This is a genomic window from Bradyrhizobium sp. AZCC 2262 (assembly GCF_036924535.1).
Classification (GTDB): domain Bacteria; phylum Pseudomonadota; class Alphaproteobacteria; order Rhizobiales; family Xanthobacteraceae; genus Bradyrhizobium.
The window spans coordinates 1,917,302-1,939,991 of the sequence record NZ_JAZHRT010000001.1 but is presented as its reverse complement, the minus strand read 5'-3'; the positions used below and the strand labels follow the sequence as shown (position 1 = coordinate 1,939,991).

23 protein-coding genes, 1 tRNA gene and 2 pseudogenes are annotated in these 22,690 nt (G+C 62.9%); 10 read left to right on the top strand and 16 right to left on the bottom strand.

What is annotated here, in order from left to right; all coding sequences use genetic code 11:
• Nucleotides 1–28 precede the first annotated feature (28 nt).
• Complete coding sequence (locus tag V1283_RS09155) at nucleotides 29–853, top strand: DUF2182 domain-containing protein (RefSeq protein ID WP_334386101.1); 825 nt, start codon at nucleotides 29–31, stop codon at nucleotides 851–853.
• Nucleotides 854–992: 139 nt separating this feature from the next.
• On the opposite strand, the gene V1283_RS09150 is transcribed toward V1283_RS09155, so the two are convergent.
• The 5 genes from V1283_RS09150 to V1283_RS09130 form a co-directional block, all read right to left on the bottom strand.
• A complete protein-coding gene (locus V1283_RS09150; protein WP_334386100.1) occupies nucleotides 993–1,190 on the bottom strand; it encodes a hypothetical protein in 198 nt (65 codons plus the stop codon).
• A gap of 120 nt (nucleotides 1,191–1,310) precedes the next feature.
• A complete protein-coding gene (locus tag V1283_RS09145) occupies nucleotides 1,311–3,020 on the bottom strand; it encodes a hypothetical protein (protein ID WP_334386099.1) in 1,710 nt (569 codons plus the stop codon).
• Between the two features lie 496 nt (nucleotides 3,021–3,516).
• The gene (locus tag V1283_RS09140) at nucleotides 3,517–3,975 is read right to left on the bottom strand and encodes a hypothetical protein (protein WP_334386098.1); all 459 of its coding nucleotides are present in this window, start codon (nucleotides 3,973–3,975) and stop codon (nucleotides 3,517–3,519) included.
• A gap of 429 nt (nucleotides 3,976–4,404) precedes the next feature.
• A tRNA-Leu gene (locus tag V1283_RS09135) sits at nucleotides 4,405–4,489 on the bottom strand.
• A gap of 97 nt (nucleotides 4,490–4,586) precedes the next feature.
• Entirely contained in the window at nucleotides 4,587–4,829 is a 243-nt protein-coding gene (locus V1283_RS09130; RefSeq protein WP_066505938.1) for a FliM/FliN family flagellar motor switch protein, read from the bottom strand.
• Between the two features lie 63 nt (nucleotides 4,830–4,892).
• Between V1283_RS09130 and lipB the strand changes: the two genes are divergently transcribed.
• The gene (gene lipB, locus V1283_RS09125) at nucleotides 4,893–5,621 is read left to right on the top strand and encodes a lipoyl(octanoyl) transferase LipB (RefSeq protein WP_334386097.1); all 729 of its coding nucleotides are present in this window, start codon (nucleotides 4,893–4,895) and stop codon (nucleotides 5,619–5,621) included.
• An 84-nt stretch (nucleotides 5,622–5,705) separates the two neighbouring features.
• Entirely contained in the window at nucleotides 5,706–6,005 is a 300-nt protein-coding gene (locus V1283_RS09120) for a hypothetical protein (RefSeq protein ID WP_334386096.1), read from the top strand.
• Nucleotides 6,006–6,023: 18 nt separating this feature from the next.
• Here the strand turns inward: V1283_RS09120 and V1283_RS09115 are convergent, their stop codons facing one another.
• Nucleotides 6,024–6,452, bottom strand: coding sequence for a tautomerase family protein (locus tag V1283_RS09115; protein ID WP_334386095.1), 429 nt, complete (start codon nucleotides 6,450–6,452; stop codon nucleotides 6,024–6,026).
• Nucleotides 6,453–6,569: 117 nt separating this feature from the next.
• Here V1283_RS09115 and V1283_RS09110 point away from each other — a divergent pair, with 117 nt between their 5' ends.
• Nucleotides 6,570–7,445 carry a LysR family transcriptional regulator gene (locus V1283_RS09110; RefSeq protein WP_334386094.1) on the top strand — a complete coding sequence of 292 codons (876 nt, stop codon included), beginning with the start codon at nucleotides 6,570–6,572 and terminating at the stop codon, nucleotides 7,443–7,445.
• An 81-nt stretch (nucleotides 7,446–7,526) separates the two neighbouring features.
• Nucleotides 7,527–9,050, top strand: a complete 1,524-nt coding sequence (locus V1283_RS09105) for a PAS domain-containing sensor histidine kinase (RefSeq protein ID WP_334386092.1) — start codon at nucleotides 7,527–7,529, stop codon at nucleotides 9,048–9,050.
• 142 nt (nucleotides 9,051–9,192) lie between these two features.
• On the opposite strand, the gene V1283_RS09100 is transcribed toward V1283_RS09105, so the two are convergent.
• The 3 genes from V1283_RS09100 to V1283_RS09090 are packed head-to-tail and all read right to left on the bottom strand — an operon-like array spanning nucleotide 9,193 to nucleotide 11,874.
• A complete protein-coding gene (locus V1283_RS09100; RefSeq protein ID WP_334386091.1) occupies nucleotides 9,193–10,629 on the bottom strand; it encodes a TIGR01777 family oxidoreductase in 1,437 nt (478 codons plus the stop codon).
• Nucleotides 10,626–11,291 carry a DUF4166 domain-containing protein gene (locus V1283_RS09095; RefSeq protein ID WP_334386090.1) on the bottom strand — a complete coding sequence of 222 codons (666 nt, stop codon included), beginning with the start codon at nucleotides 11,289–11,291 and terminating at the stop codon, nucleotides 10,626–10,628. Before V1283_RS09095 ends, V1283_RS09100 begins: the two co-directional genes overlap by 4 nt.
• Nucleotides 11,292–11,316: 25 nt before the next feature.
• Complete coding sequence (locus tag V1283_RS09090) at nucleotides 11,317–11,874, bottom strand: GbsR/MarR family transcriptional regulator (protein WP_334386089.1); 558 nt, start codon at nucleotides 11,872–11,874, stop codon at nucleotides 11,317–11,319.
• A gap of 28 nt (nucleotides 11,875–11,902) precedes the next feature.
• Here V1283_RS09090 and V1283_RS09085 point away from each other — a divergent pair.
• Nucleotides 11,903–13,429: pseudogene (locus V1283_RS09085) on the top strand (PAS domain S-box protein); the annotation flags it as partial.
• A 58-nt stretch (nucleotides 13,430–13,487) separates the two neighbouring features.
• Nucleotides 13,488–14,081 carry a diguanylate cyclase gene (locus V1283_RS44610; RefSeq protein ID WP_442895718.1) on the top strand — a complete coding sequence of 198 codons (594 nt, stop codon included), beginning with the start codon at nucleotides 13,488–13,490 and terminating at the stop codon, nucleotides 14,079–14,081.
• Between the two features lie 179 nt (nucleotides 14,082–14,260).
• Here the strand turns inward: V1283_RS44610 and V1283_RS09080 are convergent, their stop codons facing one another.
• Both V1283_RS09080 and V1283_RS09075 read right to left on the bottom strand, forming a co-directional pair.
• On the bottom strand, nucleotides 14,261–14,794 hold the full coding sequence (locus tag V1283_RS09080; RefSeq protein WP_334386087.1) for a methyltransferase family protein: 534 nt from the start codon (nucleotides 14,792–14,794) through the stop codon (nucleotides 14,261–14,263).
• Nucleotides 14,795–14,877: 83 nt separating this feature from the next.
• Nucleotides 14,878–15,028 (bottom strand): annotated as a pseudogene (locus tag V1283_RS09075) (IS5/IS1182 family transposase); the annotation flags it as partial.
• 202 nt (nucleotides 15,029–15,230) lie between these two features.
• Between V1283_RS09075 and V1283_RS09070 the strand changes: the two are divergent.
• Entirely contained in the window at nucleotides 15,231–15,383 is a 153-nt protein-coding gene (locus V1283_RS09070; protein ID WP_334386086.1) for a hypothetical protein, read from the top strand.
• Here the strand turns inward: V1283_RS09070 and V1283_RS09065 are convergent.
• The 5 genes from V1283_RS09065 to V1283_RS09045 form a co-directional block, all read right to left on the bottom strand.
• Nucleotides 15,380–15,520: a hypothetical protein gene (locus V1283_RS09065; RefSeq protein ID WP_334386085.1), complete on the bottom strand. Its 141-nt coding sequence runs from the start codon at nucleotides 15,518–15,520 to the stop codon at nucleotides 15,380–15,382. The genes V1283_RS09070 and V1283_RS09065 overlap by 4 nt on opposite strands.
• Nucleotides 15,521–15,559: 39 nt before the next feature.
• Nucleotides 15,560–15,859 carry an acylphosphatase gene (locus V1283_RS09060; protein WP_334386084.1) on the bottom strand — a complete coding sequence of 100 codons (300 nt, stop codon included), beginning with the start codon at nucleotides 15,857–15,859 and terminating at the stop codon, nucleotides 15,560–15,562.
• Nucleotides 15,856–16,725 (bottom strand): isocitrate lyase/PEP mutase family protein, encoded by an 870-nt coding sequence (locus V1283_RS09055; protein ID WP_334386083.1) that lies wholly within the window; start codon nucleotides 16,723–16,725, stop codon nucleotides 15,856–15,858. Before V1283_RS09055 ends, V1283_RS09060 begins: the two co-directional genes overlap by 4 nt.
• Nucleotides 16,726–16,830: 105 nt before the next feature.
• Entirely contained in the window at nucleotides 16,831–18,846 is a 2,016-nt protein-coding gene (locus V1283_RS09050; RefSeq protein WP_334386082.1) for an acetyl/propionyl/methylcrotonyl-CoA carboxylase subunit alpha, read from the bottom strand.
• Nucleotides 18,847–18,985: 139 nt separating this feature from the next.
• On the bottom strand, nucleotides 18,986–19,195 hold the full coding sequence (locus V1283_RS09045; protein ID WP_334386081.1) for a hypothetical protein: 210 nt from the start codon (nucleotides 19,193–19,195) through the stop codon (nucleotides 18,986–18,988).
• Between the two features lie 205 nt (nucleotides 19,196–19,400).
• On the opposite strand from V1283_RS09045, the gene V1283_RS09040 reads away from it, so the two are divergent.
• Nucleotides 19,401–20,165: a thermonuclease family protein gene (locus V1283_RS09040; RefSeq protein WP_334386080.1), complete on the top strand. Its 765-nt coding sequence runs from the start codon at nucleotides 19,401–19,403 to the stop codon at nucleotides 20,163–20,165.
• Nucleotides 20,166–20,221: 56 nt separating this feature from the next.
• On the top strand, nucleotides 20,222–22,681 hold the full coding sequence (locus tag V1283_RS09035; RefSeq protein WP_442895717.1) for a PAS domain S-box protein: 2,460 nt from the start codon (nucleotides 20,222–20,224) through the stop codon (nucleotides 22,679–22,681).
• Nucleotides 22,682–22,690: the final 9 nt, after the last annotated feature.

Genomic DNA, 22,690 nt, shown 5'->3' with positions numbered 1-22,690 from the left:
GCGACAAGGCCGGCAACGTCAATCGCAAATGACCGACAGCACCCTGGAAATCGTGCTTCGGCGCGATCGCCGGGTCGTCGGCGGCGCGATCGGTATCATTGTCGCGCTGGCATGGAGCTATACGCTCTGGCTCGCCAACGACATGGACATGGGCGGCATGGACATGACCGGGTTCCGCATGATCCCGGCCGGGATCGGAATCATGTTGCCGGCCAACGAGCCATGGCGAGCGATCGAGTTCGCGTATGTGTTCCTGATGTGGGCGGTGATGATGGTCGGAATGATGGTGCCCTCGGCGGCGCCCATGATCCTCATGTACGCCCGGGTGGGACGACAGTGGAAAGTGCAGGGCAAGCCGTTCGCCGCGACTGGCTGGTTTGCGGCCGGTTATCTCCTCGCCTGGAGCGGCTTTTCGCTGGCAGCCACCTTTCTCCAATGGGTGATCGATTGGGCAGCCTTGCTGGATTCCCAGATGGCGATCGCCAGCAACCTTCTCGGCGCAATCGTACTGATCGCGGCGGGAGTCTATCAATGGACCCCGCTCAAGGACGTCTGTCTCGCCCAATGCCAGTCGCCGTTTCTGTTCCTGATGCGCCACGGCGGCTTTCAGAACCACGTGCGAGGCTGCCTGCTGCTGGGGCTTCGGCACGGAGGCTATTGTGTCGGCTGCTGCTGGGTTTTGATGGCGCTCTTGTTCGTAGTCGGGGTGATGAACGTGCTTTGGATTGCGCTTTTGGCGCTGCTTGTCCTTTTGGAGAAACTTACGTCGGTCGGACGATGGATCGCGCGTGCTGCCGGAATTGCATGTGTGGCCGCGGGCGCCTGGCTGCTGGTTGCCGCAGTGATGAGTTAGTGGAAGAGCATTCCAGAATTCGCTGCGGGCAACAATTTGGGAATAGAAGATCGAGAAAATATTCTTCGTAACAATGACTTATGCCATTGGTGCGCTCGGAGGGCGGTCGTGATCGCTGTGACAGCGAGATGTTGATTGTTCACTGGTATCCAGGGCCAGTGAAGCGGATGCGCTTGACGGTGCCGTCCGGGTAGCGGACGTGCGTGACCTTCGCCGGCAACCGAGACGTATCCTGATGCTCATCGACGTCGACGAGCTGCCCGGTCTTCTCCAGCGTTTCGATGAACTGCCGCGCCTCCTTGTCTTGCTCGGATTGCGGCTTGGGAGCCTCGGTCACCACTATCGGCTCTCCTCGTTATTGACCTATTTTACCATGGCTCACCCGCGAAATCCAACGGATCCGGACCGACGCGACGGCACCCGCTCCGATGAGAGAGCGGATGCCGGCCGGGAACGCTCAATGGCGATGGTTGCAGCCACAGAACCCACAGTCGAAGTGAAGACGCTTGAGGACTGTCTTTCCGTCCTCACGAACCATGTAGTGAGTCTTATGATGGGGAGAAGCTTCGCCTGGAGAGGTTAGCTCGACAGGAATGACGTCCATAGCTCCCTTGTGAGAGATCTTGTCACGCTGGATCAGGTCCTCGACGAAGGAACGGGCATCCTCCTCGGCGCTCGAGATGTCTTGCGTTCCGCCTGCCAGGGCGGCCGCCGCTACAGGAAAGCGCGCGCCCTCCACCGGCATGTGAACGTGCAGGGTGATGCCGAAGCGGGTCGCGAGCGGCCGGAGCGGAAGGTTCGGGGTGTCTCGCCCGGTCTTCTTGTATCCATCGCCCTCGTTGTCGAACTGAAGCTGCTGACCACTCGGAGCACGACCGGTGACACCGAAGGAGCCGCTGTGCTCCCGCAGGGTCCGAACAAGGGACATGGTTGCCGTGGGCGAGAGGATCCCGCGCTGGACAAAGCTGCTCGTAAGGGCCGCCCGGTAACGCCCGCCGGTGAGGGCCTGATCGGCCTGGATCATTCCTGCGGCCACCTGGCTGTAAAAGCCCGGCGTCACCGAAGCCACCCGCACGCCCTCGATGAGGAGCTTGCCTGCGTCGACCGAGACGGCCAGAAGCTTCTCCGAGTCGGTCCCGGCAAAACTGGCTGGGCCGATCTTGAACATGGCTGCCAGCACGTCGAGGAACGCGCCGGAAAATACGCGAGAGAACGAGTGCGGCTCCGAGGAAAGCTGCGTGGCGGGAGCCCTTGGCGGCAGGCTGGCGGGATTCCTGTAGAAGAAGTTGTTGGAGGCATTCCGCAGGCAGTCCCGGTCCACGGCTGTGGGACCGATCTGGACCCGGATGGCCCAGCCGAGTTGACGCGCGAGCTGGGAGAGTCGCGAATTCGAGCTCAAATGTCCGCGGGTTTGCTGAAGCACGAAATCGCGTAGCGACGGCAATTGGAGCTTGGAGAGCATCGCGCTGGCGTCGCCGAAAAACTCATGGAAGGCGGCGACCTCCAGGCTCATCGTGTTGAAGAGTTCGGGTTTCACTGCGTCGAGGATCGCGTGCCCGCCCTCGTGGCAGAACACGTCCGGACTTGCGCAGGAGAATACCGTCACGGGCGGGGCGACTTTATCGACCAGTCCATGAAAGAAGTTGAGGCCAGTCTCTCGAGAATAGAAGGCGTTGAAGTCCTCCCCCTCATCCAGATTGACCTGCATCGGCTGCTGATCGGTTGACCACTGCGTGCCGCCGGGAAGCAACGGACCCCAGAAGTTGATCGCCCGGGCCAAGCCGGAATCCAAGTCCCAGTAGCGGAATTCCGGAGTGGAAGGCTCATAAATTTCTGGATCCGGTTCGGCGTCGATGATCTGTATCTGGAGCGACGCCTGTGTGTTGGTGGGCTCGTCGGCGGGAAGCGGCTCGGCAGGGACGGGCCTCGATCCAGCTACCGCCTCAAGGAACGGATCATCTTCGTAGATCTGGATTCTCTCTGCCTCTACCTCTGCCGGTGCCACGGTCTTCACCACCGAGATCTTCGCAGTCCCTCGCGGTTCCTGCGCGAGCTGGCGCAAAGATTCAGCGATGGCTCCCTGGAGTGCGGCGTTCAACTTGTCGAGGTTTATGGAAACCTCACCTGCTTTCGAGCTGGATACTGCTTGCGCTTTCTGAGATGCCATGACTATTCCCTCCATTTTGCAACAATGGTTAGCCTGCTCAAAGAATCGCTGGTGGTGTGTGTCAACTCCCTCGACAAAACCTAATAGCGACTACGGCGGGTTGAAAAAGTCGAGCAACTCCGTCTCCGCTATCGCCGAACGAGTCTTGCACAGACTCTCGGTTCCGAGCTGGATGAGATCCAAGACGCCTGCATTCAAGAATGCTTGAGTGTCAGTATGAATTGGACACCCGGTAGCGATCGTATCTGAGAAATCGCTTTACGTGTGTGGTATAGTTCACACGCGTCATTATTCGGCGCGAGGCAATGTTGGTCAGTGGGCCTTGGGGCCATAGTCTACGCGTCTAGCTTCGAACCATCGGCGATGTCTGTTCTTTCGCCGCGGTCACGAGCGTGACGGAAATTTGAGAGGCGCCGGCTTCTTACCAACCTCAAGCATCGATTCGATGGCGATACTCAACGGGCCCCAGGACGACGGCCGCTCCCGCAGACAAGATTCAATGCCCCTGGGCGATCAGATCGATCACATGGAAAACGTGCAGTGGATGATATGATGTACGAAGCCTGGCCGCTTCGGCTGTCCCGCGCTCGGCCTCATCCTCGCCGACATAGATGCACTGCTCCGGCCGTGCGCCCGAACGCTGAACTGCGCGTTCAAAAAACTGCTTCTGACGTTTGTCGATCCCCTCAACGGAGCTGAACAGCAACAACGTCGGGTCGAAGAAATCGAGCAATCGGGCTGCCGCCATCATGGCGTGCATCCTGGCAAGTGTCTCCTCTCCGGTGTTGGAGATGACTCCCAGGCGCAACTTCATGTTGTTGACTTCCGTACCCCGAAGCTTGTCGAGAACGTCAGGCACGAACGGCAGCACCTTCAACTCCAGCAACGAACCATTATCCGACAACCGCGGAATGACGAGCGTATCGCCAAGATCAAAAAAGACGACGATGGACATCGGAACAAGACCCTTCCTAGCATCGAAGGCTCAATTCCTGGGATAAAATAGCAACATTAAGTAGATTAATAATATCAGCACAACTTTTTATTGGCAATCTTACAACTTCGGGGCCGCTCTCCGACACCGTCTCGCTCGGCACCGATGACTGCAGCAACTACCCGAAGCGGATGTGATCACGACAGAAGGACTCGCGCTCTCGAGAGAACCGAAGGCGGTCGGCGTTGCGCAGGCACCGCGCATTCGGGCGCTGGGATCAGACGAGCCGCGAATTTCTACGCTGGGCTACGCCATTACCGTCTCGTGAGGAGATGGCGGTTTTCGTGGGAGGTTGGTTCAAATAAGGATGCAACGACGAGCGCTGCACCAAGCCGCGCGAGGAGTAGATAAATCGATAAAATACCTTTTTATATCAATGGCTTATGCCCTTGGTGCGCTCGGAGGGACTCGAACCCCCACGATTTTACTCACTGCCACCTCAAGGCAGCGCGTCTACCAATTCCGCCACGAGCGCTTGGGATACCGGCTGGAAGGACTAGCGTCCGCCGGATCAACGGCGCCGATGTAACAAATCAGGGATGGGGGGACAAGGCAGTTTTGCGCTTGAATAACTACCTGACATCAGGCGATTTCGGCAGCATTTGCTTGACTTCGACCGCGATACGGTTGCGATCGACCAGCACCACGCCGGAAGCCACCGGAAGGTTGTTGGCGAGGATCTTGACCTCGTCCGCCTCGGTGGCGTCCAGTTCGATGATGGCGCCGCGGGAAAGCCGCATCACCTGGTGGATGGGCATGGTCGTGGTGCCGAGCACCACCATGAGATCGACGCTGACTTTATCGAGGGTGGCCACTTCGAAACCGCCAAAGGGGGACTAAATTGGTGTGGTTCCACCTGACCACGTTATGGTTAGCCAATGGTTAATGACCGCCAAAGCCTTGATTTGACGACGTTCGCGCAAGCCGAGGGCGGCGGCGAGGTCGAATGGCGGATTTCGGCAGGTCCCGTCCCCTACCCCGATGCCGTGACCGAGATGGAATCACGCGCGGCTGATATCGCCGACCAGAAGGCACCCGAGCTGGTGTGGTTGCTGGAGCATCCCCCGCTCTACACCTCGGGCACCAGCGGCAAGGAAGGCGACCTGCTCGATCCGCGGTTTCCCCTATTCACCACCGGCCGCGGCGGCCAGCTCACCTATCATGGTCCGGGGCAGCGGGTGGCCTATGTGATGCTCGACCTGAAACGGCGGCGGCCGGACGTGCGGGCCTACGTGGCGGGCCTTGAAGAATGGATCATCCGCACGCTCGACGCCTTCAACGTGCGCGGCGAACGTCGCGAGGATCGCGTCGGCGTCTGGGTCAGGCGGCCGGACAGGGGCGCAGGCTATGAGGACAAGATCGCCGCTATCGGCGTTCGGCTGCGGCGCTGGGTGTCGTTCCACGGCATCGCCATCAATGTCGAGCCGGAGCTTGCGCATTTTTCCGCGATCGTCCCCTGCGGCGTCATCGATCCTCGCTACGGCGTCACCTCGCTGGTGGATCTCGGCCTGCCCGTGACGATGGAAGACGTCGACGTCGCGCTCCGGCGGGCGTTTGAAGACGTGTTCGGGGCCACGAGCGCCCGCCTGCCGGAGGCAACGGCCTGAGACGTCCCCCACCCGCCCTGAGGTCTTCCACTCCCGCGAGCGGGGCCACATATCCAGAGGCAGCGGTGTGCAGAGGAGGTCGCGATGACGACGCACAGACTTCCCTTCGAAAACCGGTGGACCAACAATGCGAACGCCTTGCAATGGAATCGCGAGCTTGACCATCTGGGCGTGGCGAACGTGCGGGCCATGTTCGTAGATCACGAAACCCGGCATCCTAACCGGCGCAACGTCGTGCAGGACGTTCCGGCCGGCTTTGTCCGGGACTGGCTGGCGTTCCAGGATCGGCGCGCGGCGCGGCAACAACTGCTTTGGCGCGCAACCGTGATTGCTCTCTCGGGTGTCGCCGCGACGGCGGCCGTATTGGGAGCGCTAAGAACGTGACACGCACCCCACTGACGTTCACGCCGCGGCCTTCTGCGGCGCCACCTCCAGCTTGCCGGCGATGTAACGGCGCTCCTGGGTGAGACCGCCGAAGCCGTAGGCATCGCCCTTCACTTCGTCGACATGGGCGTAGCTTTCCTCATGCAGCGGCCCGAGCAGTTCGCCCATGCGCTGGAACAGCGCTGCGAGATAGGCCGCCTTCTCGTCCTTGGTGTTGGTGCCCTCGCTGACATGAACGTCGAGCCAGAAGCTGGCGAGGCTCTGCTCGGCGAGCGATCGGCCGCCGGCGAACCAATCAGCGGCATCGACCGATTTCACGATGATGGCGGTGACCTTGGGATCCTTGCGCAGGATTCGCGCGGTGAGATCGCTGACGGCGAAGGCAATTTCCGCCTTCAGCGACGGCGACTTGCGAACGCTGGAATAGGTGACTGATATAAGCGGCATGGTCGTTCTCCTTCGGTGGGGCGCGCTGGCATCGCGCTCCCATCCATCTAGACCCACGGCCATCATTTTGGTATCTTATCTCTGTTCATAACAGTGATAATAATCCTTGATGATAGCATGAGCACGCTGGATATCGATACGGTGCAGGCGTTCCTGCTGGTCGCAGAACTGCAAAGCTTTACCCGCGCCGCCGAGGCGCTCGGCACCACCCAGGCCGCCGTCAGCATGAAGCTGCAGCGGCTGGAGAGCGTGGTCGGCAAGCGGCTGGTCGAGCGCTCGCCGCGGGCGGTGGCGCTGACCGCCGCGGGTGCAGCGTTCCTGCCCAACGGCCGCGCGCTGATCGAGGCGCATGACCGCGCGCTGTCGGGCGAAGGGCCCGCGCGCCAGCAATTGTCGCTCGGGATCTCCGATCACGCCGCGGGACCGGAACTAGTGCCGCTGCTCGAACGGCTGCACGCGATGTCGTCGCAACTGGCGCTGTCCGTGACGATCGGCTTTTCGCGCGCGATGCTGGATGCCTACGATGCCGGCGAGCTCGATGCCGTTGTGGTGCGGCAGGAGGGCAGCCGCCGCGGCGGCGAGAAGCTGACCGTGGATGAGTTCGGCTGGTTCGCCGTTAAACGCCTGGTCTGGCGCCGCGGCGAGACGCTGCCCTTGGCGACGCTCGCCCCGCCCTGTGGCGTGCGCGCGTTGGCCATCCGCGCCCTCGACAAGGCCGGCATCACCTGGAGCGAGAGCTTTGTCGGCGGCGGCGTCACCGCCGTGGTCGCAGCCGCATTGGCCGGCCTTGCGGTCGCGCCGCTGGCCCGCCGGATCGCGCCGCCGGGACTGGTCGATATGGGGCCGGCCGAGGGGCTGCCGCGGCTTCCTTCCTCGAAGGTGATGCTGCACTCGAAGGTCAGCGATCCCGCCAAGCTCATGGCGTTGCGGACGCTGGCGGCGACGTTCAGGAGTGTGGTTGGCTCGGCGAAACGTTCCGTTTCGCCGGCGTAACGGACCGTTTCGTTAAAAAGACCGATTTTTCGGGAACCAATTGGCGCCTTGCGCGTTTGCGCCTCTTAAACGGGCAGTCGGATGTTCAAGAAAGATCAACAACAAGAAAGGGATCTCTTCGAATCCGAACGTAATTTCCGACTCCTGGTTGAAGGCGTTACCGACTACGCGCTGTACATGCTGGATCCGGGCGGCGTGGTGACGAGCTGGAATATCGGTGCCCAGCGGATCAAGGGCTACGCGCCTGACGAAATTATCGGGGAGCACTTTTCCCGCTTCTACACCGAAGCCGACCGCGCCAACGGCAAGCCACTCCGCGCCTTGCGCATTGCCCGGGAACAGGGCCGCTACGAGGAGGACGGCTGGCGCGTCCGCAAGGACGGCACCTTCTTCTGGGCCAGCGTCATCATCGACCCCATCTACGAGGACGGCAAGCTCGTCGGCTTCGCCAAGATCACCCGGGACATTACCGAGCGCCGCGAGGCGCAGCTCAAGCTTGAGCAGATGCATCAGCAGCTCGCGGAATCGCAAAAGCTCGACGCGCTCGGCCAGCTGACCGGCGGCGTGGCGCATGATTTCAACAATCTCCTGATGATCATCAGCGGCAGTCTTCACACGCTGAGGAAGACGGTTGGCGACGATCCCAAGAGCCAGCGGGCGCTATCGGCGATCGAAGGGGCGACCAGGCGTGGCGCCTCCCTCACCAGCCAGTTGCTGACATTCGCAAGGCGGCAGAGCGTCAACCCGCAAGCCGTCGACGTCGCCGAACGCATCGATGCGATGCGCGAAGTGCTCGATGCCGCCGTTGGCAGCGCGGTGACGCTGCAATTCGACGTCGTCCCGGGTGTCTGGCCGGTCATGGTCGACGTCGCCGAGTTCGAGACGGCGCTGGTCAATCTCGTCATCAATGCGCGTGACGCCATGGCCGCCGGCGGCGTCATCATCATATCGGCACACAACGACAGCCGCGGCGGCGAGGCTGGTGTAGGCGGCCAAGTCGCGATTTCAGTGAAGGACACCGGCGCCGGCATCGCGCCCGATATCCTCAGCAAGATCTTCGATCCCTTCTTCACCACCAAGCCGATCGGCAAGGGTACTGGTCTCGGACTATCGCAGGTTCATGGCTTCGCGCATCAGGCCGGCGGAACGGTCAAGGTGGCGAGCGAACTCTGCAAGGGCACCAGGATCACGATCCTGCTGCCGCGCAAGGAAGCCGCGCCCGCGGCCGAAGCCACCGATACAGTGGATATCGGCGGCAGCGGCACCGTGCTGCTGGTAGAGGACAATCCGGAGGTCGCCTCCGTCAGTGCCAGCCTGCTCGAACAGCTCGGCTACACCGTCCGCAGGGTGGCGAATGCCGAAGCGGCCTTGCGCGAAATCGAACTCGACGGGATAGACCTCGTCTTCTCCGACATCGTGATGCCCGGCAAGATGGACGGCCTCGGTCTGGCGCGCCACCTGAAGGCCACCAAGCCCGGACTGCCGATCCTGCTGGCCAGCGGCTACAGCGACGCCGCGCTGAACGTGCGCGGTGATTTTCCCATCCTGCGCAAGCCCTACGAAATCCACGAGCTCAGCCAGGCGATCGCGAAGCTGCCGCGGTGACGGTGCGATAGCGTTGTCGAGCGAAGTGGGTACCGGTTCGCGTGAAGAAAACGCGTCAAAATAAGAATCTAGAGCTTCGGTTCTGATTCAATCAGAACCGATAATGCTCTAGGCCGGCTCCCGGCCGACGCCCTTGCCCTCCTCACAGGATCGCCTCGAATGCGCTGCGCAGCGTTTCGTGCCGGAACACAAAACCGTTGCTGAGCGCCTTGTTCGGCAATACGCGCTGGCCACCCAGCAGCAATTCATTGGCGAAGTCGCCGCCGACACGGCGCAGCAGCCCGCCGGGAATGCGGAAAATCGCTGGCCGGTGCAGCCGGCGGCCCAATTCCTCGGTGAACTTTGTATTCGTGACGGGGATCGGCGCGGTGGCGTTGATCGGCCCTGCCAGTTCGGGCTTTGCGATCACATGCGCGATCAGGCGGATCAGATCATCGCGCTCGATCCACGACATCCACTGCCGGCCCGAGCCCAGCGGCCCGCCAAGGCCGAACTCGAACGGCGTCAGCATCCGCGTGATGAAGCCGCCATCGGTGCCGATCACGAGGCCAATCCGCAGGCAGACCACGCGCACGCCATGCGCTTCCGCCGGACGCGCCGCGTTCTCCCAGGCGTCGCAGAGTTCATGGCTGAAGCAGGCGTGTGATTTTGCCGACTCCGTCAGTACCTGATCCTGCCAGAGCCCATACCAGCCAATGGCCGAACCGCTCACCAGCACGGCCGGCTTGCGTTCCAGCCGCGCGATCAGCTTGACGATGTCGCCGGTCATGTTGATCCGGGAGTCGAGGATTTTGCGGCGCTTGGCTTCGGTCCACAGCCCGTTGCCGATCGGCTCGCCCGCAAGATTGACGATCACATCGATCCTCGCATCCGCCGGAAGCTGATCGAGACTCGTGATCAACGTGAGCGGCGGCGGCAGCATCTCGGCCTTCGCCGGGTTGCGCACCAGCGCGATGACCTGATGGCCGGCGCCGCTCAGACCTGCCACCAGACGGCTGCCGATGAAGCCGGTGGCGCCGGTGACCAGCACGGTCTGCCGTACGGGCAGTTTTTCGACCAGGCTCGCCGCCGGCGCGCTGGTCATGCGCGAAAGACGCTTTGACGCCACGAAATCGCGCAAGCCGCACAGCGCGGCGCCCACGGCTGCCGCCGCCGCGATCAGGCTGAGCCACCCCGTGTAAGCCGATTTGACGCCGGTCGGCTGCCCTGCCCAGCCGATCAGCACCGGCAGCAGCAGCACCAGAATGGCGCCGTAATTGATCGCAAGCAGCGTGTGATTGATGCGTTCGCTGGCTGGCAATTTCCGGCTCATGTCCTCCTCGACGAAATCCATCAGCGTGATAACGATTTCTGCCGCCAGCACCGCGATGATCAGCATCGCAAGAATGCCGTGCACTTCCAGCCAGCCCAGCACCAGGAACAACAGCGCATAGAGCATGTTGCGCAGGCTGTGGAGCTGCAGCTCGTAGCGCTGCGAGGGACGCCATGCGAGCCGCTCGGTCAACTCATGATGATAGAACGTGTCGAACACGCCCATCACGACCTGAATGGCGATCAGGATCCAAAGCAGCGACGTCATGATGCGGCCTCCTGGAACAATGCGGATTGGCGAATGAGCTTGCCGAAGCGCGGATGAACGATCTCCAGCGTGAAGCGGAACGTGCCGCCGCCGAGATCGGAATGGGTTACGGTGAGATCGCCGGGCGTGAGCCGTGGCGGCAGCGGCAGCCTCAATGGCCCGATCTGCAGGGAATAGCCGACGCTGCGAAACACCAGCGCTTCGTGCTCGACCGATATAAGCAGCGCCATGCTGATGCCGTAGCCGACATATTCTTCGAGTCCGGTCGGCCCGGCGAAACGCTTCGCCGAGTGAATGACCTGCGGAAAGCCGTTGCTGCGCGCGCAGATGCGGGTCCAGATCTGGCCGCCGCTCGCCGCATCCTCGGTCACCGTCACGACCATCGGGACGCCGCTCTCGGCGCCTGTCGGCAGCGGCCCGCCGATCAGGCGCGCAAGCTGCGCCAGCCACCAGCCGGCGCGGCTGAAACTCGCCTCCTCCACCGTGCCGACATAGACGACGGTCTCGCCATCGGCGAAGCGCTTGGAAAAACGCCGCCAGATCGCCAGCGGCAGCCGGCCCCATTCCTCGTCCGGCAACAGATCGTGAAAGCGGTGGTCGTCGAGCAGGATGGTGTTCGAGGCAGGCGTTGCGGGAAACCTTGGTACTCTGGTGGACGCCATCACACGCTCCTCGCTCTCTCCGTCCCTATCTGGATTTCCCCGTTGGCAGGAAGCTGACGATCTTCTCGCCAAGCTTGATCAGCGCGACCAGCCTCGGCCGCGGCACGTTCAGCATCTGCGTGTACCAGCGGTCGACCAGTTCGGTGAAAGCCAGCATTTCCTTCAGCCGCTTGGCTGCGACCGGGCTGATGGTCGGATCGTCAGCCGCATCCGAGACGCAGGCGCGCAACGCATCGACCGCGGGATCGATCTCGCGCTCCTTGCGGCGGGCGGCGATCCGCGCCGCCACTTCCCAGATATCGGTCTCCGCCTCGAAATGATCGCGGCGGTCGCCGAGGATCGGCACCCGGCGGATCAAATTCCAGGCCAGCAATTCCTTGATGGAGTTGGAGACGTTGGACCGTGCCATGCCGAGCGTCTCGGCAATGTCTTCCGCGGTCATCGGCGCCTCGGCGAGATAAAGCAGACCGTGGATCTGGCTGACGGAGCGGTTGACACCCCACTCGTCCCCCATGTCGCCCCAGTGCAGGACGAACCGCTCGACGACGGCCGGGAGTTTCTTTTTATCGGTTGTTTCTGTCATAACAGAAATATCTGACGAGACAGAGTGAATGTCAAGGGCCGAGGCTGCCGCTTTTTCCCATTGTTCGAATAGCCCAACGCCCGCGCCAGGGCCGCCACCTGCATTCATCCGTAGCCGGTTCCCGCATGGAACCCGTACGGATCTAAGCTGCTCCGTTTCACTTCCCGATCGATTTGTTAACCGCTTCGGTACCGATCGCCTCTTAAGGTTTAGGCTCGTTGCCGGCCAACGGGGTCTGGCACGGCCATCAAGGCGAAAGATGCCCGATCGAAATCCCCCAGGTCCCGGCGGGCTGCTGCGCCGGATATCTCCCGCAGCGGCGGTGATCGCCTTTGCGTTGGCGATGACCGCCTGTGTTCTGGGCGTCGTGATCTGGAAATCGCTCGAGGCCAAGGCGACCGCGCTCGCGGGCGGCCAGACCGACATTCAGAACCTCACGCACTCGTTGGCCGAGCACGCGTCGCATACGATCCGATCGGCCGACATCGCGATGGCCGGAATGGTCGATTTGCTGAAGTATCGGGATCCGTTGCCGGAGCGGTTCAACCCATACCTGGCGGAGACGGTGAGTTCGCTACCTCAGCTTCGCGAGATCGGCGTGCTCGATGTCGACGGCAAATGGCGATATTCGTCGTTGCCGGAAACACCGAGGCACGACAACTCCGACCGAAGCTACTTCATCTATCATCGTGACAAACCAGGAAGCGCACTGCGCATCAACGAGCCCCTGCAATCGCGCTTGACCGGACGGTCCACGATCATCCTGTCGAAACGCATCGACAAGCAGGACGGCAGCTTCGCCGGCGTCCTCACCGCCGCGATCGACAGCGACTACTTCAATCGCTTCTATAAGACCTTCCAGCTCGGTCCCGACGGCAGCATCAGCCTGTTACGGGACGACGGCGCCGTCCTGATCCGCTGGCCGTTCTCGGACAGGAGCACGAATCTTGCCGGGACCGACCTGTTTTCGCGGTACCTGAAGCTCAGTTCCGTCGGGTACTACAGGATCATCTCCCCCTTCGACGGTATCGCGAAATACTTCGGCTATGAGGAAACACCGCATTATCCGACGGTCGTCACTCTGGCGATGTCGGAAGACTGGCTGCTGGCGGATTGGCGGAGAACGCTACGGACCGACGCCATCGTTGCCGGCGTGCTGCTGTGCATGATCGTTCTGCTGGCCGCGCTACTCTCCCTGCAACTCCGCTCCCGCACAAGGACTGTGCGTGCATTGCGCCAGAGCGAGGCTCATTATCGCCTGCTCGCAGACAACATCGCCGACATCATCATCCTGATCGATGCCCGCGGCCTGTTGCGCTATGTTTCGCGGTCGGCCGAACCGGTGCTGGGATTGCGCCCAACGGATATTGTCGGCAAATCATGCTTTGACCTGGTGCATCCCGACGACAGGGAGAGCGTCAAATCGGCGACCACGCGGCTCGATGGAGTCGACGGCGTCAGCACCGTCGTGTTTCGACACTATCGCGGCGACGGGACGCTCGCATGGGTGGAAAGCAAGTTCAAGCTGGCGTCGGAACCGAGCGACCCCGCTCGGACGGAGTTTCTCTGCGTCATCCGCGATGTGACCGAGCGCAAGCGGATGGAGGACGAGCTTGACCCAACTCAACCGCCGCCTCACCCAGCTCGCGGCGACCGACGGACTGACCGGGCTGACCAACCGGCGCACCTTCGACGGCTTCCTGCGCCGCGAATACGAAGCCTGCGACGAGATTTCGGTGCTGCTGCTCGATATCGACAATTTCAAGGGCTACAACGACACCTACGGACACCAGGCCGGCGACCGTTGCCTGCAGGCGGTTGCGAAAGCCATCGGCGATGCGGCCGCCAATACGTCAGGCCTGGCCTCGCGCTATGGCGGCGAGGAATTCGCCGTCGTGTTGCCGAATACTTCGGAAAACGCCGCCCTGAAACTCGCCGAGACCATTCGGCTGACGGTTCGGGCGCTGGGCATTCCGAACACGGCCTCCAGCCGCGGATACATCACCATCAGCGTGGGCATCGCCGCCAGAAACCGCTCGACGCTCGACGAGGCCGCGCTGGTGGGGGAAGCCGACACCGCGCTCTACGAAGCCAAGCGTCTCGGCCGCAATCGCAGCATCGTGTATTCCTCCCTCGACCTGCGATACGTCGAGAGTGCCTCGATTCAGCACGACGGCGAGTTCGCGCCGGGTGAACGGACGTCCTAGGGGCTGAGAAGTAGTTCCGAGCGAGTTTGTCGTAGCGCGTTGCGATGCGCCTGAAACCCAACCGCTCCGCCAATGGGGAGATGTTCTTTTCCGAGGGCCGTTAGCGTGCCTGCTCGCGGCGCCGGTGAAGCGTCCGAGACCGGTCGCGAGCAGCGGCTCGCGCAACCGCGGGCCACCGATCATTTCGACCGCCATGGGGTCGTCCGCGGTATCCAGCGCGGGACGGCGGCGCGGAACGCCTCGTACTCTCTCCCAAACGTCCGCTCGAGCGTGGGTTCTTCGTACGCCACGACGAAGACGTGGAAGGCGAGCCAGAGCAGCGCGCCGTAGACGATGAGGCGCCAATCGCCCATCAGCACCGCTTGACCCAGGATGATGGCAACGACCGCGACGTATATTGGATTACGCACATAACGGTAGAGACCGGTCACCACGAGATTCCGGGTCGGCGCGATGGGCGCGGGGGTGCCGAGACCCTGCAGCGCGAAACGCGCAAATGCGTCAACGAGCCCAGGTACGCCTGCGAGAATCATTATCGCGCCGATGCCGCGCGTCAGCCCCAGACCAAGGAACGGCGGCCGGAGTTGCCAACCCGTGATCGACCATGGAACGAGCCCCGCCAGCGTACATGGGGCGACCACGAAGAAAACCGCCGAGCCCAGGACGGCAATGGTTCGTTGCACGGCGGTTCCCGACACTCGCTGGGAGCTCATTCCCCTCCCCTTCATGGTTTCCCGTCGTCATCCGGGTGCCGACACGCTCGCCATGTTATCCCAAAAGCGGAAACCGCGCACGACTAAAGCCAGAATGCCGCGGCGGCAACGAGGCACAGGGCTGAGAAGTAGTTCCGAGCGAGTTTAGCGCGTTGCGATGCGCCTGAAGTCCTTGAGCCTGCAGTAGCAGCGCTCGATGACGTTGCGATCCTTATAGGCTTGCTTGTCGTGACGTATGCGTTTGTCGAGAGCCATTCGATCCGGCGGTTCAGCAAGAGCGTTTTCCAGCGAAAGCCACCCCGGACTGATCCGGGGTCGATCCGGTTTCGCGTCAAGAAATTCCGGCGATCATTTGGCCGACTGGTAAGCCAGCTCACATTCATGCAAAGCCTTCCGCGCTATCAATTGCACGGGCGCCGACGCATGGAGGTCACGGATGACTGCTATCGCACGGGCGTTTTCGCGCGCCATTACCACCGTCAACGAGATCGAGATTCTCAAACAGATCATGCTTCTCGGCGCGGCCGGCCTGTTGGTTTCCGTGATGATGATGACGTACGGTGTCGATCTGAGCCCGGGTTTCTTCTAGCGTGCGCCGGGCCGCCACGAGAGGTCATCGGACAGCACATAGATCGTGATCGCGGCCAGACACATCACGACCCCGATCCAGAAGATCGGGGAATGATGGATTCGCCTCCAGTCGCGTCCAGGGTGTCGCGGCTTCATTCAGTCACCTCGTGGGTGCGTATCAGCCTTGCCAGGGCGTCAGATCGTCGGCAGCACCGAGAACCGCTCGCCTGCCTCCCGCAGCTTAAGCATGTCGGGATTGGCGGCTTCGTCCCGTAGCGCGTCGACCCGCGCCGATGACGGCCCTCGGCGGCAGGCCGTGATCATGGTTGCAACGGCTCCCGCGGGGCCGGCAAACACCGCCTCGACGCTGCCGTCGCGGCGATTGCGCACCCAGCCTTCGAGATCACGCGACCGCGCCTCGTGTTCGACAAAGTAGCGATAGCCGACGCCCTGCACCCGCCCGCTGATCGTGACATGGCGGATCGTGTCGGTCATGGCTTCTTCAATCCGAGGAGTGCGCCGCTGCGCGCTTTCACGTCCGCCTCGCGCATCGTCCTGCCGGTCAATTCGGATGACGCAAGACCTTTCAGGTTCTTCGGCGAGCCTCCCTCGCGCAAGGCCTTCAGCGTTTCATAGACGGCCTGGGTGGCGGCAGCGAACGGCGCGTGTCCCTGCAGCGCGATCCGCACGCGCTGGCTTGCGAGATAATCGAGCGCGGTCATCTCCTCGGGCGCGCCACCGAGCACGATCGGCAGCCGGGTTGCGGCGGAAATGGCTTCGAGTTCGCCCCGGTTCTTGATGCCGGTGAAGAACAGCGCATCGACACCGGTGGCCTCGTACGCCTTCGCGCGCGCAATGGCGTCGTCGAGACCGGTGACGGATACGGCGCCGGTGCGCGCCATGACGACCAGCGCGGGATCGCCGCGCCCGTCGAGCGCCGCCTTCATCTTGCCGACGCCCTCCTCCAGCGAGATCAGTTGCGTTCCGGCCTGTCCGAACGCCTGTGGCAACAGCGTATCCTCGATCGTCAGGCCGGCGGCGCCGGCGGCTTCGAGTTCCTGCACCGTGCGTCGGACATTGAGCGCGTTGCCATAGCCATGGTCGGCATCGACCAGCACCGGCAAGGCGGACGCGCGCGACATCCGGCGCATCTGTTCGGCCAGTTCCGTCAACGTGATCAGCGCGATATCGGGATCGCCGAGCACGACCAGCGACGCCACCGAGCCACCGAACATGCCGAGTTCGAAGCCGAGGTCTTCGGCAATACGGATCGAGGTCGCGTCATAGACCGACCCGGGCCGGATGCAGGAGCGACCGTTGAGAATGGAACGCAGTCTCTCGCGGCGCTGACGGAATGCCATTCCCAATACTCCACTCTTTCCGTCATTCCGGGATGGTGCGTAGCACCAGACCCGGAATCTCGAGATTCCGGGTTCGATGCTTCGCATCGCCCCGGAATGACGGCTCTACGCAAATTCCAGAATCAGCGCATCCACCGCCAGCGTGGCGCCGGCGGCGGCGTGGATCTTCTTCACCGTGCCGTCGCGCTCGGCGCGCAGCACGTTCTGCATCTTCATCGCCTCGACGACGGCCAAGGTCTCGCCGGACTTGACCTCCTGCCCTTCGCTCACGGCAATCGACACCACGAGGCCAGGCATTGGACACAGCAGCTTCTTCCCGGTGTCGGCGGCCGATGTCACCGGCATCAGCCGGGCGGCAGAGGCCTCGCTTTCGGTGAAGACGTTGACCGCAACGTCAAAGCCCTGATGCGCCAGGCGGATGCCGTTCGGGATCGCGCGCACCTGCATCGCCACGAAGTGGCCGTCGATGGTGCCCTGCCAGACCGGTTCGCCCGGCGTCCAGGTCGAGACCAGATTGTGCGGATTGCCGGGCCGACCGTCGGCGCCGATGAAGCGCACCGTGATGCCCTCGGCCTCGCGCGCCACATCGAGCGCGATTTCGTCGCGATCGAGCCACACCGCGCGGCGGCGTTCGCGTTGCACCAGCCGGCCGTTCATCTGTCCGGAAATCTGCCGCTTGCGCTCGCCCAGCACATGATCGATCGCGGCTCCGACAGCCGCCAGCCGCCGCGCGACCTCGCCTTCCGGCGGACGCGCGGAAAAACCTTTCGGGAATTCCTCGGCGATAAAGCCGGTGGAAAGCTTGCCCTCGCGCCAGCGCGGGTGGTTCATCAGCGCCGACAGGAACGGAATGTTGTGACGGATGCCGTCGACGTAAAACGCGTCCAGCGCGGTCGACTGCGCCTCGATCGCCGCCGCCCGCGACGGCGCATGCGTCACGAGTTTTGCAATCATCGGATCGTAATGGATCGAGATTTCGCCGCCTTCCTGCACGCCGGTGTCGTTGCGGATGGTGATGCCGCCATGGCTCGCTTCGGCGGGCGGGCGGTATTTCACCAGCCGGCCAATGGAGGGAAGAAAATTGCGGAACGGATCCTCGGCATAGACGCGGGATTCCACCGCCCAGCCGGTCAGCGTGACGTCCTTCTGCGCGATCGCAAGCTTCTCGCCGGCGGCGACGCGGATCATCTGCTCGACGAGGTCGATGCCGGTGATCAATTCGGTAACGGGATGCTCGACCTGCAGGCGGGTGTTCATCTCCAGGAAGTAGAAGCTCTTGTCCTGGCCGGCGACGAATTCGACCGTGCCGGCGGAATCGTAGTTCACGGCTTTTGCCAGCGACACCGCCTGTTCGCCCATCTTGCGGCGCGTGGTCTCGTCGAGCAGCGGCGACGGCGCCTCCTCGATGACTTTCTGGTTGCGGCGCTGGATCGAACATTCGCGCTCGCCGAGATAAATCACGTTGCCATGCTTGTCACCGAGCACCTGGATTTCGATATGGCGGGGATCGACAATGAATTTCTCGATGAAGACGCGGTCGTCGCCGAACGAGGATTTGGCTTCGGCCTTGGCGAGGTTGAAACCTTCGGCGACCTCGGCCTTCGAATGCGCGATCCGCATGCCCTTGCCGCCGCCGCCGGCGGAGGCCTTGATCATCACGGGATAGCCGATCTCGTCGGCGATCTTTACCGCGTGCTTTTCGTCTTCGATGACGCCGAGATGTCCCGGCACGGTCGACACCTTGGCCTTGGCGGCGGCCTTCTTGGATTCGATCTTGTCGCCCATGGCGGCGATGGCGCCGGGATTAGGACCGATGAAGACGATACCCGCCTTGGCAAGCTCGCGCGGGAACGCCTCGCGCTCTGACAGGAAGCCGTAGCCGGGATGCACGGCCTCTGCGCCGGTCTTGCGGCAGGCCTCGACGATTTTATCGATCAGCAGATAACTCTCGGCCGCGGCCGGCGGGCCGATCAGCACGGCATCATCGGCCATTTCGACATGGAGCGCATCGCGGTCGGCCTCGGAATACACGGCCACCGTCTCGATCCCCATCCGGCGCGCAGTCTTGATGACCCGGCAGGCGATCTCGCCGCGATTTGCGATCAAAATTCTCTTGAACATGTTCTTCTTGCTTGAGCTTTGGGCGGGATCCTCACCCGCAATGTGACATGCGGGGACGCGGGTAACAAACCCGTCGTACAGCAAAAATCGATGGAGGCAACGGTCTCGTATCGGCTTCGCCGTGCCAGCCCGCTGCAATTCACCCGGAATAGGCGTTGAACCGGCCCCGCGCGTAGGCGCGGGATACCGCCTTCATCAGCTCGCCGACCTCGGTTTCCAGATATTCATTGGCGACAATCAGCGCGCGGATCGTGGCCTTCAGGTCGCCGCCGCAGGCTGAAATCGCTTGATCCACCGCGGTTTCCAGCTCGTCGTCCTCTTCGAATTTCGGCTGCGAAGAGGATGACATGGCAATATTCCGTGCTGAGCGACGCTGGCTATGTTCCTATTTTGTTCTCGTCAAGTCAATGGGTCATTCGGCTTGTGGCCGCAACGGCGCTGACGGTTTTCCCCAACCTGCTTCGATGCGCGATTAGCGCCAGCGCCTTGGTTCAATCACCTCACCTTATGCTAGAAGGCGACGGCAGGTGTGGAATTGATTTGAAATGAAACAGATGCGGTCACGAATTTTTCTGGTTGCGGCGTTGCTTTCGATCGGACTTCCGGCCAGCCAGAGTTCGGCCGCCACCGCCATCGTCCGGGATGGCAGCACGCTTCAGCTTGGCAACCTCACCTACCGGCTCGACGGCATCGATGTCCCACCCGTCGACCAGCTCTGTATCGACGAGCACGCCGACGTCTGGACCTGCGGTATCGAGGCGCGCGATCAACTGACAAAACTGCTCGGTGGCAAGCAGATCCGCTGCGACGATCTCGGCCCCGATCCCGCCTACAAGAAACGGCATATCGGCGTCTGCAAGATCGAGGGCGATCCAGCCAGTCTCAGCCAGTTGCTGGTTCGCAACGGCTTTGCCCTGAATGTCGAAGCCTCCGCCAGCGGGCGCTTCCAGGCGGACGAGGCCCGCGCCAAAGACGACCGCCAGGGGCTGTGGAAGGGCTGCTTCGCCGCGCCGCGCGAGTTCCGTGCCGGCAAGAAGGACGGCGCCCTGCTCGGCGCCGCGTGCCGCGCCGACCGCGACCGCGAAATCCGCGAGGCCTTGTTCCCCGAGGATCTCGTGATGCCGGCGAGCTGCAACATCAAGGGCAAATACGCCGTCCGCGCGCGCGTCACCGGGAACCTCGGCATCTATCATCTGCAGGCGTGCCGCTCCTATCCAGGCCTGACCAGCCCGGATCGCTGGTTTTGTTCCGAGGAAGACGCACAGGCCGCCGGGTTCCGCAGGGCCTATAACTGCCGATCAACCACCAAGAGCAAATGAGGCTGGCAAACGCGCCGCCTCCTGTGTGAAAGTGCCCGCAAAGGTTGCCGGCACGCATGACCCCTTCCGACAGTTCAAATTTCCTGCCCGAAGCCGCCGCCGAACGCCTGCAGCAACATCTGCAGGAGATCGCCAGCGAACGCGACCGTGCTCATCGCGTGCTGCAGGAGCGCGAGGCCGAGCTGGTGCGGATCCAGCGCATCGCCGGCGTCGGCGGTCTCGAAATCGATTTCCGCGACGGCGTCAAGAATCGCCGCTCCCCCGAATATCTGCTGGTTCATGGCTTGCCGCCCGAGGCGGCCAACGAAACCTACGAAGAATGGGTCAGCCGAATCCATCCCGACGATCGCGAGCGAACGGTCCAGCATTTGTTCGGCATCCTGAAGAGCGAGAGCGAGGACTATTCGGCCGAATACCGCATCGTGCGGCCAAACGACGGCACGACCCGCTGGATCCGCGTCGTCGCCAAGATCGACCGCGACGGCGACGGCCGTGCGCTGCGCCTGGTCGGCGCCGATCTCGACGTCACCGCCCAAATGCTGGCGCAGGGAACCTTGCGCGAAAGCGAGGAGCGCTTCCGCCTGATCGCCGACAGCGCGCCGGTGCCGGTCTGGGTCACCAAGCTCGACCGCACGCGTTCCTTCGCCAACCAGGCCTATCTCGATTTCCTCGGGCTGCCGTTCGAGGAAGCCATCGTGTTCGACTGGCGCAAGCGGCTGCATCCGGATGACCAACAGCGCGTCGTGCAGGAATCGATCGCGGGCGAGGCCTCGCTCAAGCCATTCGTGCTGGAAGCCCGCTACCAGCGCGCCGACGGCGAATGGCGCTGGCTGCGCTCGGAATCCCAGCCGCGCTGGGACCCGACCGGCAACCATATCGGCTTCATCGGCGTCGCCCACGACATCACGTCGGCCAAGCAGGCCGAGCACGATTTGCGCCGGCTGAACGAAATCCTCGAATTGCGGATCACCGAACGCACGGCGCAGCTCGAATCCAGCGAAGCCCAGATGCGCGCGATCCTGGAGACCAGCCACCAGTATCAGGGACTGCTGAACCAGCACGGCGATCTCCTGTACGCCAACAAGACCGCGCTTGCCGGAATCCGCTGTGACGCCGGCGACGTGATCGGCAAGCCGTTCTGGGAAACGCCGTGGTTTTCCGGAACCGAAGGCATGCGCGACGCCGTCCGGGACGCCTTCATGGCCGTGATGCGGGGCGAAGAAGCCCAGATCGAAATGCGACTATGCCTGCCGGTCGGCGAGCGCTATTTCGACTTTGTAATGCGCCCCCTACGCGATCAGCACGGCGCGATCATCGGCGCGGTGCCCGATGCCGTCGACATCACCGAGCGCCGCCAGGGCGAGGAAGCGCTGCGCCAGTCGCAGAAGATGGAAGCGGTCGGGCAACTGACCGGCGGCGTCGCGCACGATTTCAACAATCTCCTGACCATCATCCGCTCCGCTACCGACTTCCTGCGCCGCCGCGAACTGCCGGAAGAGCGGCGCCGGCGCTATATCGACGCGATCGCCGAGACGGTGGAGCGGGCCTCCAAGCTGACCGGACAGTTGCTGGCGTTCGCCCGCAGGCAGCCGCTGAAGCCGCAAGTGTTCAATGTCGGCACCCAGGTCGAGGCGGTGGCGCGACTGATCCGCCCGCTGGTCGGCGCCCGGATCAGGATCGATGTCGACATATCAGACATCAATTGTTTTGCGATCGCCGACATCGCGCAGTTCGAAACCGCGCTGATGAATCTTGCCGTCAATAGCCGCGACGCCATGGACAGCGAGGGCCATCTGAACATCCGCGTCCGGAAAGTGGAAGCCATTCCGCCGCTCCGCGCCCAGTCCGGCCGCAGCGGCGACTTCGTCGCCATCACCGTGACCGATACCGGCATCGGCATCGCACCCGAGTTGCTCGAGACGATCTTCGAGCCGTTCTTCACCACCAAGGAAGTCGGCAAGGGCACCGGCCTCGGCCTCAGCCAGGCGTTCGGCTTTGCCAAGCAATCCGAGGGCGACATCGCGGTCGTGAGCGAGCCCGGCCAGGGCGCGACGTTTACGATCTACCTGCCGCAGGCGGCTGTCCCGGCCGATGCCGTCGAGGCGGCCGCGACCGGCACCGAGCCCGCCGCACGCGGCCGCGGCTACCGCGTGCTCGTGGTCGAGGACAATGACGACGTCGGACAGTTCTCCACCGAGTTGCTGGAAGATCTCGGATACACCGTCCGCCGCGTCGCCAGCGCGGATGCTGCGCTTGCAATCCTGGCCGAGGACGAATTTTCCGCTGACCTGGTGTTTTCCGACGTCATCATGCCCGGGATGAACGGCGTCGAACTCGCCGGCATCGTGCGCGAGCGCTATCCGGGCCTGCCCGTAGTCCTGACCAGCGGATACAGCAACGTGCTCGCGGAGAATGCCCACCGCGGCTTCGAGCTGATCCAGAAACCCTATTCGGTGGAATTGCTGTCGCGGAGTCTCAGGAAGGCGATCTCCGAGGCGCGGCCGCAGCCGGGCTGAAGCAATCTG